Annotated in this window: 21 protein-coding genes and 1 pseudogene; 20 read left to right on the top strand and 2 right to left on the bottom strand. The window is 70.6% G+C overall.

The genetic code is table 11. From position 1 onward, the window contains the following. Positions 1-10: 10 nt before the first annotated feature. Positions 11-868 (bottom strand): annotated as a pseudogene (locus ACIQPQ_RS34760) (FAD-dependent oxidoreductase); the annotation flags it as partial. A gap of 35 nt (positions 869-903) precedes the next feature. Here ACIQPQ_RS34760 and ACIQPQ_RS34755 point away from each other — a divergent pair. Further along, positions 904-2,616, top strand: a complete 1,713-nt coding sequence (locus ACIQPQ_RS34755; protein WP_401312183.1) for a recombinase family protein — start codon at positions 904-906, stop codon at positions 2,614-2,616. Positions 2,617-3,547: 931 nt separating this feature from the next. Here the strand turns inward: ACIQPQ_RS34755 and ACIQPQ_RS34750 are convergent. Beyond that, positions 3,548-3,940 (bottom strand): hypothetical protein, encoded by a 393-nt coding sequence (locus tag ACIQPQ_RS34750; RefSeq protein ID WP_401312180.1) that lies wholly within the window; start codon positions 3,938-3,940, stop codon positions 3,548-3,550. 296 nt (positions 3,941-4,236) lie between these two features. Between ACIQPQ_RS34750 and ACIQPQ_RS34745 the strand changes: the two genes are divergently transcribed. The 19 genes from ACIQPQ_RS34745 to ACIQPQ_RS34655 all read left to right on the top strand — a co-directional run bounded on the left by ACIQPQ_RS34745 (position 4,237) and on the right by ACIQPQ_RS34655 (position 13,980). Then, positions 4,237-4,491 (top strand): helix-turn-helix transcriptional regulator, encoded by a 255-nt coding sequence (locus ACIQPQ_RS34745; protein ID WP_401312177.1) that lies wholly within the window; start codon positions 4,237-4,239, stop codon positions 4,489-4,491. Then, entirely contained in the window at positions 4,491-4,676 is a 186-nt protein-coding gene (locus ACIQPQ_RS34740) for a hypothetical protein (RefSeq protein ID WP_401312174.1), read from the top strand. Before ACIQPQ_RS34745 ends, ACIQPQ_RS34740 begins: the two co-directional genes overlap by 1 nt. A 182-nt stretch (positions 4,677-4,858) precedes the next feature. After that, positions 4,859-5,086: a hypothetical protein gene (locus ACIQPQ_RS34735; protein ID WP_401312172.1), complete on the top strand. Its 228-nt coding sequence runs from the start codon at positions 4,859-4,861 to the stop codon at positions 5,084-5,086. Continuing rightward, positions 5,079-5,378: a hypothetical protein gene (locus ACIQPQ_RS34730; protein WP_401312169.1), complete on the top strand. Its 300-nt coding sequence runs from the start codon at positions 5,079-5,081 to the stop codon at positions 5,376-5,378. Before ACIQPQ_RS34735 ends, ACIQPQ_RS34730 begins: the two co-directional genes overlap by 8 nt. Continuing rightward, complete coding sequence (locus ACIQPQ_RS34725) at positions 5,359-6,051, top strand: response regulator transcription factor (protein ID WP_401312166.1); 693 nt, start codon at positions 5,359-5,361, stop codon at positions 6,049-6,051. The genes ACIQPQ_RS34730 and ACIQPQ_RS34725 overlap by 20 nt, the downstream gene beginning before the upstream one ends. Next, the gene (locus ACIQPQ_RS34720; RefSeq protein ID WP_401312163.1) at positions 6,048-6,374 is read left to right on the top strand and encodes a hypothetical protein; all 327 of its coding nucleotides are present in this window, start codon (positions 6,048-6,050) and stop codon (positions 6,372-6,374) included. The genes ACIQPQ_RS34725 and ACIQPQ_RS34720 overlap by 4 nt, the downstream gene beginning before the upstream one ends. Before the next feature lie 5 nt (positions 6,375-6,379). Then, entirely contained in the window at positions 6,380-6,850 is a 471-nt protein-coding gene (locus ACIQPQ_RS34715) for a hypothetical protein (protein WP_401312160.1), read from the top strand. Positions 6,851-7,185: 335 nt separating this feature from the next. Beyond that, on the top strand, positions 7,186-8,163 hold the full coding sequence (locus tag ACIQPQ_RS34710; RefSeq protein ID WP_401312158.1) for a YqaJ viral recombinase family protein: 978 nt from the start codon (positions 7,186-7,188) through the stop codon (positions 8,161-8,163). Between the two features lie 2 nt (positions 8,164-8,165). Next, positions 8,166-9,077 carry a recombinase RecT gene (locus tag ACIQPQ_RS34705; protein WP_401312156.1) on the top strand — a complete coding sequence of 304 codons (912 nt, stop codon included), beginning with the start codon at positions 8,166-8,168 and terminating at the stop codon, positions 9,075-9,077. 276 nt (positions 9,078-9,353) lie between these two features. After that, the gene (locus ACIQPQ_RS34700) at positions 9,354-9,839 is read left to right on the top strand and encodes a RusA family crossover junction endodeoxyribonuclease (protein WP_401312153.1); all 486 of its coding nucleotides are present in this window, start codon (positions 9,354-9,356) and stop codon (positions 9,837-9,839) included. Next, positions 9,836-10,339 (top strand): hypothetical protein, encoded by a 504-nt coding sequence (locus ACIQPQ_RS34695; RefSeq protein ID WP_401312150.1) that lies wholly within the window; start codon positions 9,836-9,838, stop codon positions 10,337-10,339. Before ACIQPQ_RS34700 ends, ACIQPQ_RS34695 begins: the two co-directional genes overlap by 4 nt. A gap of 1 nt (position 10,340) precedes the next feature. Next, positions 10,341-10,496 carry a hypothetical protein gene (locus ACIQPQ_RS34690; RefSeq protein WP_401312147.1) on the top strand — a complete coding sequence of 52 codons (156 nt, stop codon included), beginning with the start codon at positions 10,341-10,343 and terminating at the stop codon, positions 10,494-10,496. Positions 10,497-10,535: 39 nt separating this feature from the next. Beyond that, positions 10,536-11,819, top strand: a complete 1,284-nt coding sequence (locus tag ACIQPQ_RS34685) for a hypothetical protein (protein WP_401312144.1) — start codon at positions 10,536-10,538, stop codon at positions 11,817-11,819. Further along, positions 11,816-12,151 carry a hypothetical protein gene (locus tag ACIQPQ_RS34680; protein WP_401312142.1) on the top strand — a complete coding sequence of 112 codons (336 nt, stop codon included), beginning with the start codon at positions 11,816-11,818 and terminating at the stop codon, positions 12,149-12,151. Before ACIQPQ_RS34685 ends, ACIQPQ_RS34680 begins: the two co-directional genes overlap by 4 nt. Positions 12,152-12,166: 15 nt before the next feature. Then, complete coding sequence (locus ACIQPQ_RS34675) at positions 12,167-12,583, top strand: hypothetical protein (RefSeq protein ID WP_401312140.1); 417 nt, start codon at positions 12,167-12,169, stop codon at positions 12,581-12,583. Continuing rightward, positions 12,580-12,936: a hypothetical protein gene (locus ACIQPQ_RS34670; protein WP_401312138.1), complete on the top strand. Its 357-nt coding sequence runs from the start codon at positions 12,580-12,582 to the stop codon at positions 12,934-12,936. Before ACIQPQ_RS34675 ends, ACIQPQ_RS34670 begins: the two co-directional genes overlap by 4 nt. Next, the gene (locus ACIQPQ_RS34665) at positions 12,933-13,274 is read left to right on the top strand and encodes a hypothetical protein (protein WP_401312135.1); all 342 of its coding nucleotides are present in this window, start codon (positions 12,933-12,935) and stop codon (positions 13,272-13,274) included. Before ACIQPQ_RS34670 ends, ACIQPQ_RS34665 begins: the two co-directional genes overlap by 4 nt. Positions 13,275-13,306: 32 nt before the next feature. Next, positions 13,307-13,546, top strand: a complete 240-nt coding sequence (locus ACIQPQ_RS34660; protein ID WP_401312132.1) for a hypothetical protein — start codon at positions 13,307-13,309, stop codon at positions 13,544-13,546. Next, a complete protein-coding gene (locus ACIQPQ_RS34655; protein ID WP_401312129.1) occupies positions 13,543-13,980 on the top strand; it encodes a hypothetical protein in 438 nt (145 codons plus the stop codon). The genes ACIQPQ_RS34660 and ACIQPQ_RS34655 overlap by 4 nt, the downstream gene beginning before the upstream one ends. The last annotated feature ends 3 nt before the right edge of the window (positions 13,981-13,983 follow it).

Here is a 13,983-nt window from a genome sequence, read left to right as displayed (position 1 = left end):
CCGCGCGGGGTCAGTCCCCGATCCGGTCCAACTGCCGCAGCTTGTTGGTGGCGTCGAGGGCGGCGACCTTGTACGACTCCGCGAGCGTCGGATAGTTGAAGACGGCGTCCACGAGATAGTCGACGGTGCCGCCGAGGCCCATCACGGACTGGCCGATGTGGATCAGCTCGGTCGCCCCCGAGCCGAAGCAGTGCACGCCCAGCAGGGTCCGGTCTTCCGGCGACACCAGCAGTTTGAGCATGCCGTGCGCGTCCCCGATGATCTGGCCCCGGGCCAGCTCCCGGTAGCGCGCCACGCCGATCTCGAACGGCACCCGCTCCTCGGTCAGTTGGTCCTCGGTCCGGCCGACGAAGCTGATCTCGGGGATGGTGTAGATGCCGATGGGCTGGAGGTGGTGCATCCGGCCCACCGGCTCCCCGCACGCGTGGTAGGCGGCGGCCCGGCCCTGTTCCATCGAGGTCGCGGCGAGCGCCGGGAAGCCGATGACGTCCCCGACGGCGTAGATGTGCGGCACCTCGGTGCGGTAGTGCTCGTCGACCTCGATCCGGCCCCGCTTGTCCGCCGCCAACCCGGCGTTCTCCAGGGCGAGTCCGTCGGTGAGGCCCTGCCGCCCCGCCGAGTACATGACCGTGTCGGCCGGTATCTTCTTGCCGCTCTCCAGCACGGTCAGCGTGCCGCGCGGATGCCGCTCGACGGCGGCGACCGTCTCGCCGAAGCGGAACGTCACCGCGAGGTCGCGCAGGTGGTACTTGAGCGATTCGATGACCTCGACGTCGCACATGTCGAGCATCCCGGCCCGGCGTTCCACCACCGTCACCTTGCTGCCGAGCGCCGCGAACATCGAGGCGTACTCCATGCCGATGAAACCCTAGTATTCACTAGTACTTGACTTGGGGGTAGAACATGCCGGAGAACGGCACCAGCGACACGACGAAGAGACCCAGATGGTTCGCGGCCGGGGCAGCGCCCCTGGCTGCACCGCCCCGGCGGCTCGGCGTCCCGACGCGGCCCTGCCTGTACACGCGTCTCTCGTACTCGCCCGACGGGTCGGTGGAGAAGGTGGAGCGCCAAGAGGCCGACGGGCGAGCGATGGGGGGCCGTCTCGGCTGGCCAGACTTCTGCTGCGTCTACGTCGACAACTCCAGGTCGGCGTGGCAGCGCAACCGTAAGCGCCCCGACTGGAACCGGATGCTCGCGACGATGGACGCCACCGAGGCCTCGCTGATCCCCGGCGACGCGAAGGCCGACCACGTTCACGACGGGATCATGACCTACCACGGGGACCGCCTCATCCGGCAGCCCTTCGACCTCGAACTCCTGCTCAACCTGGCGGACACGCGGCAGATCCCCCTCGCCTCTGTGTCTGGTGTCCGCGACCTGTCCAACCCGGACGACCGGTACATCCTCCGGATCGAGGCCGCCGCAGCGTGCCGGTCCTCCGACGAGACGAGCCGACGGGTGACGCGAGGGCGGCTGGCGAACGCACAGAAGGGGCGGCAGCGGCCGGGCGGCCGGCGGACCTTCGGCTGGGGCCTGCCCACCGGCGAGACCCGGAAGGTCATCGACCCGGAGACCGACGATGTGCGGACAGTCGAGGTGCTCGACTACGACGCGGTCGTGGCAGACGAGGTGAAGTACCTCAAAGAGGCCGGGGAACTCACCCTGGCGGGAATGAGCGTGCGCGGGGCCCTGCAATGGATCAACCGTCGCACACTCACCTCGGGCGGCCGCCCGTGGACGTCGCGCGGCCTCAAGACGGCCCTGACCGCTTACCGGATGGCGGGCCTGGTGGAGAAGAACGGCGATCTCTACGAGGCGGTCTGGGCCCCGGTCTACGCCGACGACCGTGAGACCGCCCTGGAGATGGTGGAAGCGCTCAGGGCCATCTTCAGCGCGAACCTCGACGAATACGGCTACCACGGCAGCACCCGGAAGCACTTCTTGACCGGGATCGCGGAGTGCTCGGACTGCCACGCGCTGACAGCGGAAGAGCCTGAAGGCGGCACCTGCCCGACGAACCCGCTCACCTGTCGCCGGCCCCACCAGACCTTCTCCAGGAAGCCGATCAACGGCACGCACTACTACTACTGCACGCGGTGCAACAGGGGTCGTACGCAGGCGAATCTGGACGCGTACATCAACGGCCGGGTCCTGCGGCTGCTGGCCTCGCCCGCCTTCGCCCGCGCGCTGGAGAAGCAGCGGGAGAGGAAGGAGGCGACGCGGCCCAACTACGCGGCCGAGATCGCCGCTCTCCGAGCGCGGAAGTCCGCAACCGAGCAGCAGCTGAGGCAACTCGCCGACCACCCGAACCTTGACCCGGTGCTGCTGGTGCAGGCAATCACGAGCTTCGACGAGAAGATCGCAGCGCTGAGGGAGAAGGAGGGCACGGCGGCGCGTACGGGCCTCCTCGGACGCCTGACGGGCATCTCCGCCCAGGCGTGGGATGCGGAGGACGTGGCCGTGCGCTCGGAGGCCCTTCAGATGCTGTACAGGGTGATCGTCTACCGATCGACTCAGCGCGGCCCCGGCTTCGACGCCAGCACGGTCAAGCTCGTACGGCAGAGGGACAGACGCATAGAGGCGACCCGGCAGGGGCACCTCATTCCGGTTGGCTGAAGGGCGTGGGTGAGGGGCCGTCCGCGCCGCAGCGCGATGGCACCTCACCCACGCCTCATGCCCCGAGGCACAGCCGCAGCTCCAGCACGGTCCGCGCGTGCACGCACAGCGCAGGCGTCGGCGACGCAGCCGCAGGAGGCGGCGGGCGGCTCGGCGAGGCCGTGGGCGTCCTCGGCGGGCCGTCTTCGGTGGGTGAACCTCCAGAGTTCGGCGGGCCGTTGCTGGACCGGTCCTGCCGGGCGACCAGCGACGGCGAAGGCGAGGTCCACATCGGGCCGGCTTCTCTGGTCTCGATGTCCCGAGCTACCGGTCCCGCGCCGGTCCGGTGTGGCCTAGGCGGAGGGCCTGCGCTCCTGGACGGTGGAGGGTCGGGCCGTGCCGGTGACGCGCTGCCGCTAGGCGGCGGCAGGTCGGGTCCGCGGCCTGGCGGGGCCAGGTTCATGGCCGTCGCCAGGTAGATGGAGGCCGCCGCGATCGCCGCAGTGGCGGCGGCTCCGCTGACTACCAAGGCGGGGCGGTGCTCACGACCTAGGCCGCGGGCCCAGATCGCGGCGGCGGCCAGGCCGCCGAGGTACAGGCTCAGATGCCTCTTGCGTCGGACCGGCACGATGGGCAGTGCCGTCCTGGGTCTTGATCCTCCGACACCGATCTCACGGAGGATTCGTTCGCTGTCGCGCTCGACGCGTAGCTGTGTGAGCTGCCAGCTGAGATGCCTCAGCTGCCGGAAGTGCAGATACACGATCAGAGCGATCACGCCGAGTGCGCCCGCGAGAATGAATCGGAACATTCTCATCCCCTGACGAGCAGCACACGGATCAACTCGTGCTCAACTGTGGCTTGTTACAGGTGTCGAGAATGCGTCAGCTTTTGATTAGGCCGGATGCATAATTGCGGATCGTAACCCGGTCGTAACAAAGCTCTGGGGGGTGCTTCACGAGGCGCTACGCCCTGGGGTGTCGCGCGGCGTGGCCTCCTCCTCGGCGGCCTCGATCTTCGCCGCGAGGGTGCGGAGCAGCAGCGCCTTCTCCTTGGCGGAGCGCGGCTCGTTGTCGAGGGCGTTGAGGATGATCTGCTGCTGCCACTCGTCGAGGTCGGTCAGGGGGGCGGCCTCTGGTGGCGGGCTTGCCGCCCTCGCGCGCTCCAGTTCCCTGAGGATCGCAACCGCCTTCTCGCGGCCGGTCTCGGCAAGGCGGTCCGAGGTGATGCCCAGGGTCCAGGCCATGTGGGCGAGGGTGGGGTCGGGGGCAACCACTTCCGTGCCGGAGTCGCCCCGGTAGCCCTTCTCGATCTGCCGCCACCTACTGCCGCTGAACCTGATCTCCATGCGTGCTGCTGCGGCCTCCGGGCTCAGCCCCGAGGCCTCACGTACGAGGCGGATCAGTGTGGCCTCCGCCGGCGGTGGGGGTGTCGCCGGTGCTCCCATGGCCGTGCTCCCCTGCCTCCTGTATTGGACTTTCTTGGACTGTACCGGACCGGGTGTCTTCCCTGGCTAGGGCTCCATACAAACCCTCCACAGGCGGAACGGCGCAGTGCGAGGCTGGAAGTAGATGTCAAAGAAAGTGAAAGCTACTTGGTGGTACTGGCTTGTACTGTCAGAGTCAGTCACATACAGTCCGATACATGAGAACCCCGATAGACCCGCAGCGGCTCACGCGACGCAGGGTGGAAGCGGGACTGAGCCAGAACGCCTTGGCCCGCAAGGTGGGCGTCACCAAGCAGCTCGTCAGCGCCGTCTCCCTCGGCAAGGCGAGCTTCAGCCCGGAGACGCTCGCCAAGGTCGCCGAGGCCCTGGGCTGCGAGATCGCCGACCTTCTCCCTGAGGACCCCGCCGAATTCCACGCCCAGACCCAGGCTCAGGCGCAGAGGTCGGCCTGATGTCCGGCCGCACCTGCCGTACCACCGCCGACGCCTTCCAGGCGGGCTGGAACGAGACATGCGAGCACGACGCGAACCCCGCCGAATGCCCGTCGTGCGGTCTCACCGACTCGGAGATTGCGCGCCTCGTCGCCCTGCTCGGTCACCTGGCGAACCCGGCCTCGGACGACCGGGCGGCGGCCTGATGCGCCTCCAGGACCCCGTCGCCTGCCGGTGGGTCTGCCGGAGCTGCCAGCACCGCAATCCCGGGTGGCGCTTCGAGTGCCGCCGTTGCCGTACCCCGCGGCCCTGAACGACAGAGGGCCCGCCGTCTCCCCGGCGAGCCCCCGACGACCACCTGTCACCTGAGAGGAACGAGGTGGGCCCGATGCTTCCCAGCATCCCACAGAGCGTCAGCGCCACGCCTGCGCCCGTGAGGTTCGTGCCCCCGCTCGACATCGCTCGCGAGCAGGCGCGCACCGCGCTGGCAGAGGCTGACGCCCTCGACATCACGATCGCCACCACCTTCGAGATCGCCCGCGCGTACGGCGCCATGGAGGAGGGCCTGCGACAGGTCCTCGCCGCCCTCGACTACGAGGACGGCCGCTGTGCTTGAGCCGATGCCCACCGAGTACCTCCGTGAGACCCAGCAGTTGGTCGCCGCCGTACCCCGTGGCCCCTGGGAACCGGTCTCCAACGACCACGGCCTCCCCGACGCCGTCGGCCCCATCAGCTACCTGGAGTGCTTCGACGGCGACACGCAGGTGCCGGTCATCCTCTTCGTGCAGCACGCCCGCGAGGCACTTCCCCGCTACGTCGGTGAAGTGTCCCGCCAGCGCACCGAGATCACCTTCCTCCAGCGCCGCATCGCGCAGATGGAGAAGACCGGTGGTGCACATGGCCGGTGAGTCGAGCACCTTCCCCTGGGCGCGCGTGCTGCGCGCGCCGCAACTCGCCGCGTTCATCGACGACTTGTGGGGTGCCGCATCCGGTGACGACGGGCTCGCCACCCTCGACGCCGTCGAAGAGGTCATCGAGAAGCACCGGCCCGACAACTTCCAACCGCCGTACCTGCGGTGCCCGCTCACGGCCCGCCAGCTCGCGATCCTCACCGAGATCGCCAAGGGCGGCACGCACGAGACCGCCGCGAAGGCTCTGCACATCCCCGTCGCGACCGCGACCTCACGCTGCCGGTCCATCTACGACCTGCTCGGCGTCCCGAACTCCACGGCCGCAGTGGCTGTTGCCGCCCGCTACGGCTGGCTCACCGACATCGTGGTCCCCGACACGAGCCGGTGGCTCTATCGGCGAGCCGCGAAGCACTGGCTGGTGGTACACCGCCAAGCCGCCGGGGAGATGCGGGCCAAGCCCGGACAGCCCGTGAGCGTCGGCCCCTACATGACCCGTCAGGGTGCGACCCAGGCCGTCCGGCGCATCGAGTCCGCGGCCCTGGACCCCTACAAGCCTGCCGGGTCCTTCGCCGCCGAGGCCTTCCGCGACGACAACAGCCTCTGGCACGTGCGCGCCCGCTACCTGGGCACCGCCGACAGCCCCAGCATCCAGCCCGGAGACCAGCGATGACCCTGGACGTGCCCACCAGCCGGAGCGACTTCCGCCCCACCGCCCAAGTCGACACCAGCCCCGAGATCGTGGCCCTCCTGGAGCAGCTCGGCGAGCAGTGGCCCGACGGCCAGCCCGTACGGCACCGGGTCTTCGGCACCTGGGGCATCATCCGGACCGACTCCCCAGCGACCGTGCCCTACCTGTTCGACGGCAAGCCGCGCCGCGTCTGCATCGACCCCGGCGGCATCACCTGGGTCTCCGTCGTCTGGAAGCCGCACGGCGCCGTCCCGTTGCGGGCCTGGGCGCCGGTCGACCTTCTGCGCCATGCGGCCTGGAGGTGACCTCGATGCGCTACGCCACCATCAGCGTCACCGGCGACCTCATCCACCACGACGGCACCCTGGACTGGGACAGGCTCATCGGTCCCGAGGGCAAGGCACGTGTGCATCTCCCCGGCCTCGCGGCGGCCGGGTGGGTCAACGACGTGGGCCTCCGCCTCCCGGAGAAGTACCCCCTGAACGAGGTCGGCTCCTGCGTCCTGGCCGCCCTCGGCGCGAACATCCAGCCCTACAACGGGCAGATCGTCCTCACCGGCTGGAACCCGGAGAACACCCGACTGGGACTGCTGGAGATCGCGCCGCTCCCGGAGCCGGTCGATGTCCTCGACACCGTCCATGGTGACGTGATCAAGGCGATCGCCGGACACACGCCGCGCGCCCTGTCTCCGAGCTGGGGTGAGCAGATCCGCGAGATCGCAGCTCATATCCGCACCATGCCCACCCCCGGCCTCACCATCCGGACGGTGAAACTCTCATGACCACCCGTCCGGCGTTCACGTCATCCGCCGCCGCTTCTGGCACGCAGGCTGCTGCGGAAGCGAAGGAGGGCGAGGGGCCCGTCCGTGCCCTGTCGAGCCCGCCTGCGCCGGACGGGTCCCCGGCGTCCCGTGCGCCGTTCACGTCGCCCGCAGCCGACAGGACCGGCGACGCGGGAGCGAAGACGGGGGAGGGGCGCCACGCTACTCACGTCCCCACGACCCCGTCTGCGCCACACGGGGCACCGGCCGGTCCGGCTGCGAGTCGCCTCGCCTCCGGACCGGTCGCCCCCACCGCGCGCCTGCTGCTGCCTTCCGGCGTCCCCGAGGACACGTGGTTGGCCGCCCGGCAGCTCGGTATCGGCGGCAGCGACGTCGCCGCCATCCTCGGCATGGACACCCACGGCGGCGCCTTGCGGGTGTGGCTGGAGAAGACCGGCCAAGCACCGAGCCGCAGCGATGCACGTCTGGAGCGAGCCGCTCGGCGCGGCCACCGCTTGGAGGGGCTCGTCGCCGAGTTCTTCGCCGAGGAGACCGGGCTGACCGTCCTCGACTCGCCGGGCACCCTCCAGCACGTCGGTCACCCCCACTGGATCGCCAACCCCGACCGGCTCACCGCGGCCCCCGGCGACACCGCCCAGGAAGACCTCGGCGTCCTGGAGTGCAAGACCCGCACCTGGCGCTCGGCCCAGAGCGAGGGCTGGTCCGGCGACGAGGCACCCGACCGGCCCGCCATCCAGGGGCACTGGTATCTGACCGTCTCCGGCTACAGCCACGCCCACGTCGCGGGCCTCATCGATGACGACCTCGTCTGGTGGCGCCTGGAACGCGACGACGAGCTGTGCGCCATGCTCGCCGACGCCGTCGACCGCTTCTGGCACGACCACGTCATCCCCGGCATCCCGCCCGCGCCGGACGGCACCACTGCGACCACCGACCTGCTCTCTCGATTGTGGGCGGGTCGCGAAGAAGCCACCGTTGAGGTCGATCCCGTCGAAACGACCCTGCTCACCCAGCGGCGCCGCGAGCTGCGGGACCGCATCAGCGTCCTCGACGCGGAACTGACCACGGTCGAGAACCGGATGCGGCAGACCCTCGCCGACGCCGAGGTCGCCTCCATCGGGGGTCGGGAGATCTACAGCTGGCGGCAGAACGGCCAGTTCGCCGCCGCCCGCTTCCGAGCCGCAGAGCCCCAGCTCGCCGCCGAGTACACCCGCCTCGCGCCCGCCGTCGACGCGAAGCGGCTCGCCGCCGACCACCCCGAGACCTACCGCAAGTACCGGGCGCGCGTGCTGCGCGCGCCGTCGGAAGGATGACCATGTCCCTCAAGGACCGGGTGGCTGATGCCACCAGCACCGGGGAACGGCCGCCAGAGCAGCAGCCCGCGACCGACCTCGCCGTCGGCGACCCCGCCCGGCAGTGGCTCCAGCGCCGCGAGACGTACTTCGTCGACGCGCTGCCCCGGCACGTCGACCGCTCGCACTTCATGGCCGTGGCACACGCCCTGATGCCGAAGCTGAAGGACTGCAACCCGGCCAGCATCCACACCGCGCTCCTCGCTTGCGCCCGCTTCGGCCTGGAGCCGGACGGCCGCCAGGCCGCGATCATCCCGTACAAGAAGGTCGCCACCTTCCAGGTGATGTACGAGGGCTACATCGACCTCATGTACCGGCACCCGCGCGTCGACTCGGTGCACTTCGGGTGGGTCCGGGAGAAGGACCAGTGGGACTACACGCCCACCGAGCCGAGCCCCCGCGACTTCTTCCACAAGCCTCGCGTCGACCTGACCGACGAGGAGCGCGGGCGCGTCATTCTCGCCTACGCCTTCGCCTGGATCGACGGCCGCCGCTCCCAGGTGATCATCCTCAACCGGCAGCATGCCGAGGCGATCCGAGACAAGTACTCGAACGCCTACAAGAAGGCCGAGAGAGAGGGCACGAAGGACAGCCCCTGGCACACGGACTTCGACGCCATGTGGGCCAAGAGCGCCGTCCGCCGTCTCGTCAAGGTGGTGCCGACATCGACGGAACTCGCCGACCTGATCCAAGCGGACGACGACGCCGACGACGGCCACCCCGCCCCCGCGGTCATCAGGGGCACCGTCGTCGCCCGCGACGACGACGGCCCCAGCGCCGAGCACCAGCCCTCGGGCACGACGTGGCCCACGGCCACTCAGCCAGGCGAAGGGCGCCGCACGGACGGCGCAGCCGAGGGCGGCGAGACGCCATGAACGCTCTCGATCCCCGCGCCGTCGACCGCACCCTCGCCGCCGCCGGGCTGGACCGGCGCATTACCGAGGGGGAGCCGTCATGAAGGTCGCGCCTCGTGGCTACGACCCGCGCCCCGAGCAGCTGATGGTCGGCCTCTGCCGACGGTGCGGCAAGGCCAACTACCGGACCCGCCGCGAGGCTCGGCGAGCTGCCCGAGGAATGTTCCCGGGGCAGCACCACCGGGCGGTCCAGTGCGGTGAGGCCTGGCACCTTCAGCTTCTGCGAGGTGAGGAGCCGTGACTCTTCCCGTCCTCCAGTTGACCGCCTACGGGACCCCCGGCCCGCAGGGGTCGAAGACCAAGAACGCGCACGGTGCCATGTACGAGTCGTCCGCCGCGGTGAAGCCCTGGCGTGAGGCGGTCAAGTCAGCCGCGCTGGACGCGCTTCACCACGACGAAGCGTGGATGGCGCTGACCGCCGCGGTCCGGCTCGACGTGACCTTCTGCCTCCGACGTCCGAAGAGCCACTTCGGCACCGGCCGCAACGCCAGCGTGCTCAAGGCGTCCGCCCCGCCGTTCCCGACCGGCAAGCCGGACCTCGACAAGCTGGTCCGCTCCACCCAGGACGCCCTGAAGGACGCAGGGGTCCTCGCCGACGACAGCGTCGTCGCCACCCTCCGTGCCGAGAAGGCCTTCGTGCTGGCGGCCGGCGCCCTCCTCACACCTGGCGCCGTCATCACGATCTGGCGCCTCACCGACTTCTTCAAGGAGCCCACGGCATGACGCAGTTGAAATTCGACGCCAAGGTGAGCGCGTCAGCGCAGGAGGCCTTGGAGCCGCACATCCGGCCCGTGTACGCCACACCGGCGTCACGGCGGCTGTTCATCGGCGAGTTCGCCGCGATCGAGCGCACCGAGCCCGCCCCAGGCACGGAGAAGGAGGCGTCGGTCAGGGTCCGCATCGTCTCCTTGGAGTTGCCGAACGAGGGCCAGGAGGGCTACGTCCGGGAGGCCCTGCGCTTCCTGCACCTCCAGCGCACCGCGCGCGGAACCCTCGATGACGACGGCCAGTTGGCGTTGGACGAGTCCACCCTCCGCCTCACCGGCGGCCAGCTCGCGTACCTGGAGACCGCGCGGCTGCGGGCGGGCCTGAACCACTGGTCGGCCTACGCCCGGCGCGCCCTGCACACGCCGAACCTGACCGTCACGGAGACGCTCCACGAGCTGAAGACCGTCGCGGACGGACTCGCTGCCGTCCTCGACGGCACCGCCGGGGGCGATTGACGTGCCCGTTGCCCTCGCTGCCCCGCTCGTGGGCGCCCTCTCCGGCCTCGTCACGTACGGGATGACCGGAGACGCCCAGCTCGGCGCCATCGCCGCCGCAGCGGCCGTCGTCCTGACCGGACTTGGCTGCGCCTTCCTGATCTTCATCGACGACTGATCAGCACTGCTCCACCCGCCCTGAGAGGAGGTGACCCCTATGCCGCAGAAGGTACGCGTGCCGCTGCGTGTGATCGTCGGCTCGTACAGCGACGCCACCGTGACCGTGTACGTCAAGATCGCCGCCTTGGAGCGCAAGTCCACCGGCTGCGAGGCAGGGGTCGCCTATCTCTCCGGGCTCCTGGGCCTCGCCCGCTCCACCGTCGAGCGCGCGCTGACACAGCTGATGCGTCCCGACGCGGCCGACGACATAGTCGAGTTGACCAGCCAGCGGCGTACCCTCCCCGGCGGAGACGGAGAGACCGCCGTGCGCCGAATCCGTGCTACCGACTCGCGGCGTGAGCACGGCGCCTGGGTGCCGTCCCGCGCGAGCGAGTCGCTCAGCCCCCGCCAACTCCGCTGCTACGCCGCACTCAGCTACGCGACCGCGACCGGCGTCCCGATCACCCTCGCCGAACTGGCGCGGGTCCTGCGCCACCGATCCGGCACGAGTGCTGGCCAGCCGCTCACCCAGCGGTCCGTACGCCGCATCCTCCGCGACCTCGAACAGCTGGGCTGGGTCAGCGTCGATCAGCGTGCCGGACACCGTGGCCGCCACCTCTACACGGTCCACGACGAGCCGCTCCAGCCCGTCCTGACAGCGGACTCTGGAGAGGGATCGGGTGCGGATCTTGGTGAGGGATCGCTACATGAGGAACACCACCTGACTGACTCACCGGATGATCAACCGCCCACTGCCGCCTTGGAGATCCGCCGTAGGCGAGAGCAGGTAGTAGCGCGAGCGGCTGTGGAAAACCCGCTGCCGACCGAATTCCAGGTTCCGGCCCGAAGCTTGAATTCCGAGCCCCAAGGTCACCCGAACCTGAAGTCGTACGCCGGGCCGCAGCTGAGTCTCGCTCCGCGGATCTGGCGAGTCCTTGAACCGGTGAAGAGCTTGCTGCCGGGCCTCTCGCCGTACATGGTCCGCGCCCTGGCCCGGGAGATCGGACGTCAGCTCGACGAGGGCCAAGAGCCCGAACGGCTCCGCCGACGGCTGGAGTTCCGGGTCGCCAGCACAGACATGATCCGCGACCCGGGCCGATGGCTCCTCGGAGCAGCCGTCGTCCGACGCGGCTGCGCTCTGCTCGCCTGCGAGTCCGGCCGGATCTGGCACACCGGGCGCGAGTGCGACGCCTGCGCCCGAGCCCGCGCCGCGCGAGACCACCTGCGCCGCATCGACCTCGAACTCGACGAGCGCGAGCGGCAGCTCGGCATCAACAACCCGTACCAGCTCCCCGCCGGGCCACCGAGGCTCGCAGTCCCGCCGCCCGGAAGTCATCCATGAGCCCTGACCTGGACCTCCCCCGCCCGGCTACCGGCCCGCTCCTGACGCTGGCCGCCGCCGCCCGCCCCGACTGGTCGATCGATCAGCTCCGAGACGTCATCGCACAACTCCACTTCCGTGAAGGCGACGTGAGCTTCGGCCGCCTCGTCGTCACCGTCGCGCAGCTGATCGCCGACCCCGAGGCAGAACCGCCCGACCTGCTGGCCGGACGGCCCGAAGCGTGGCGGCACCACCGCCGCCCGCCCAGCCCCGACACCTACCAGCGAGGGGCGGCCGCCGCCCGCGCGGCGAACGCCGCCGCGAGACCCACACCCGAATCCGACTGCTCCTGAAGGGAGGCGATGGCGATGACCGCAACGCTGCACATCGGCCGTCGCACCACCCCGCACTACTCCACGTTCCGTGCCCGATGGGACGCCTTCGCCCTGCGGCACTTCCGCCGCACGCAGGCCACCTTCTTCGAACGGCTGCACGACGCGCTGCCCCCGGCCCACCCCGACCGTCACGTCCTCGACGCGCCCGCCCTGGAGGCGGCGTTCGCCCAGCTCGCCGCAGACCACCCGGAAGCCGTAACCCCGGCCGACGGTGGGCAGGCCGCCCGCGACGCCGACCGCGAGGTGCTGCTCATGGCCGTCTGTGACCGCTGGTTCCGCGAGGAGGCACACCCGGGTTCCGAACACCGCTGGAGCCCAGCGACGATCGCCGCCCACCAGCACCTCATGGACGACGTCCGCGCCTGCTTCCACCGGGGCGGTGAAGCATGACCTCCACGATGTCCCCGCAGCACATCGCCGACCCCGAGACCCGTCGCGCCCTGCACGATGCGCTCCTGCGGATCACCGGCCGAGTCCTGGTCGAGGTACGCATCACCCGCACCCGCTGGCCGGAAGGCCTGCGCTGGGTGGCCATGGTGCAGGCCGTCGACCGCAAGGCGCCCTCCCGCCGCCGCGAGATCCCCCTCGCCCACGGAGGCCAGCACAAGAAGATCGCCCTCCTGCTGCGCGACGCGTTCCCCTTCGCCAAGTGGGACCGCGCCCAGGACTACGACGTCACCAGCGGCGTCCTTCGTCAGCACGTCGTACAGACGCCCAGTTTTCTGCGGGGTGAAAACCTGTGACCCGCCCCGCCGCACGAGAGCGGGCCGACCACCAGCACGCCGCCGAGCAGGCGCGCGCGCTGCCCGGCACCTGGGTACTCGCCGGCACGTACCGCAGCCGGGCCAGCGCCACCGCGGCGGCCCGCCAGGTCCGCACCGCCGAGCGCGCGGTCGCCTACCGGCCCGCCGGGTCCTTCGACGCGCGCACCGAACTGACGGCGGACGGGGCCGACCTCTGGGTGCGACACCTCGACCAGACCGCCCGCGACTTCCGTGACTCCCTCGCCGCCGGCCACATCGAGGACCTCGCCGCCTTCTCCCGCCGACTCACCACCGCCTACACCGCCCGGAGGACCTGATGGGTCGTGACCGAGCCTCTGGAGTTCCGCCGATGAGACCGCCGCTCCTCACCCGCTTGCGCGCCTACATCACCGAGGTGCAGACCCGCCGCCTCCGTGTCCAGCTCGCCGCCGCCACCGACCGGAACCGCCGTCTGGACGGCCAACTGGCTCTGCTCCAGGCCGCGAATGAGTCCGCCTACCGCGAACTCGCTGCCGCCACCGGTGGGGCCCGCTTCGACCAGGCCCAGCCCTTCGGGACGTGGCCGACCGGGAAGGCCGACGCCCCATGATCGCCTACCTGTTCCTCACGCTCGGCTGCGGAGGCACGCTCGCCGCAGCCTATGCAGTCGCCCCCGCCGGAAGGGGTGCGCACCGGTACGTCGCGTCCCGCTCCAAGCTGCGCGCCGAAGCCGCGACGGCGCAAGGCGCCGCTGACGAACTCGCCGCGGCCTTGGTCGCCACGTGGAGCGAGCGGGACAGGCTCGCCGCCCAGCACGAGGAGGACCAGCTGCTCCTCGCCAGCGCGGAGCAGCTGGTCCAGGACCTCGAAGCCCGGCTGCGCGCCTTCGACGCCACGTGCGCCGAGAACACAAGCCTCCGCGCGGAGCTGGAGAACATCACCGCGATCCGTCCCTTGCAGGGCGCCGACGGCGGGCCGCCGGCCGCCGTCATGCCGCTGGCCAAGGCGCCCTTCGCCCTCAGCCGGTTCTCCGAGCCGCGCTGACCC

Origin of the sequence: Streptomyces sp. NPDC091281 (assembly GCF_044757425.1) — a bacterium.
In the GTDB taxonomy this organism is placed as follows: Bacteria; Actinomycetota; Actinomycetes; order Streptomycetales; family Streptomycetaceae; genus Streptomyces.
This window is presented reverse-complemented; position numbering and strand designations above follow the sequence as displayed.

Bases quoted from the DNA above. Each gene is read 5' to 3' on its own strand.
- ACIQPQ_RS34755 (WP_401312183.1), top strand. From the start codon at position 904: ATGCCGGAGAACGGCACCAGCGACACGACGAAGAGACCCAGATGGTTC.
- ACIQPQ_RS34750 (WP_401312180.1), bottom strand. From the start codon at position 3,940: ATGGAGATCAGGTTCAGCGGCAGTAGGTGGCGGCAGATCGAGAAGGGC.
- ACIQPQ_RS34745 (WP_401312177.1), top strand. From the start codon at position 4,237: ATGAGAACCCCGATAGACCCGCAGCGGCTCACGCGACGCAGGGTGGAA.
- ACIQPQ_RS34740 (WP_401312174.1), top strand. From the start codon at position 4,491: ATGTCCGGCCGCACCTGCCGTACCACCGCCGACGCCTTCCAGGCGGGC.
- ACIQPQ_RS34735 (WP_401312172.1), top strand. From the start codon at position 4,859: ATGCTTCCCAGCATCCCACAGAGCGTCAGCGCCACGCCTGCGCCCGTG.
- ACIQPQ_RS34720 (WP_401312163.1), top strand. From the start codon at position 6,048: ATGACCCTGGACGTGCCCACCAGCCGGAGCGACTTCCGCCCCACCGCC.
- ACIQPQ_RS34715 (WP_401312160.1), top strand. From the start codon at position 6,380: ATGCGCTACGCCACCATCAGCGTCACCGGCGACCTCATCCACCACGAC.
- ACIQPQ_RS34705 (WP_401312156.1), top strand. From the start codon at position 8,166: ATGTCCCTCAAGGACCGGGTGGCTGATGCCACCAGCACCGGGGAACGG.
- ACIQPQ_RS34695 (WP_401312150.1), top strand. From the start codon at position 9,836: ATGACGCAGTTGAAATTCGACGCCAAGGTGAGCGCGTCAGCGCAGGAG.
- ACIQPQ_RS34685 (WP_401312144.1), top strand. From the start codon at position 10,536: ATGCCGCAGAAGGTACGCGTGCCGCTGCGTGTGATCGTCGGCTCGTAC.
- ACIQPQ_RS34680 (WP_401312142.1), top strand. From the start codon at position 11,816: ATGAGCCCTGACCTGGACCTCCCCCGCCCGGCTACCGGCCCGCTCCTG.
- ACIQPQ_RS34675 (WP_401312140.1), top strand. From the start codon at position 12,167: ATGACCGCAACGCTGCACATCGGCCGTCGCACCACCCCGCACTACTCC.
- ACIQPQ_RS34670 (WP_401312138.1), top strand. From the start codon at position 12,580: ATGACCTCCACGATGTCCCCGCAGCACATCGCCGACCCCGAGACCCGT.
- ACIQPQ_RS34660 (WP_401312132.1), top strand. From the start codon at position 13,307: ATGAGACCGCCGCTCCTCACCCGCTTGCGCGCCTACATCACCGAGGTG.
- ACIQPQ_RS34655 (WP_401312129.1), top strand. From the start codon at position 13,543: ATGATCGCCTACCTGTTCCTCACGCTCGGCTGCGGAGGCACGCTCGCC.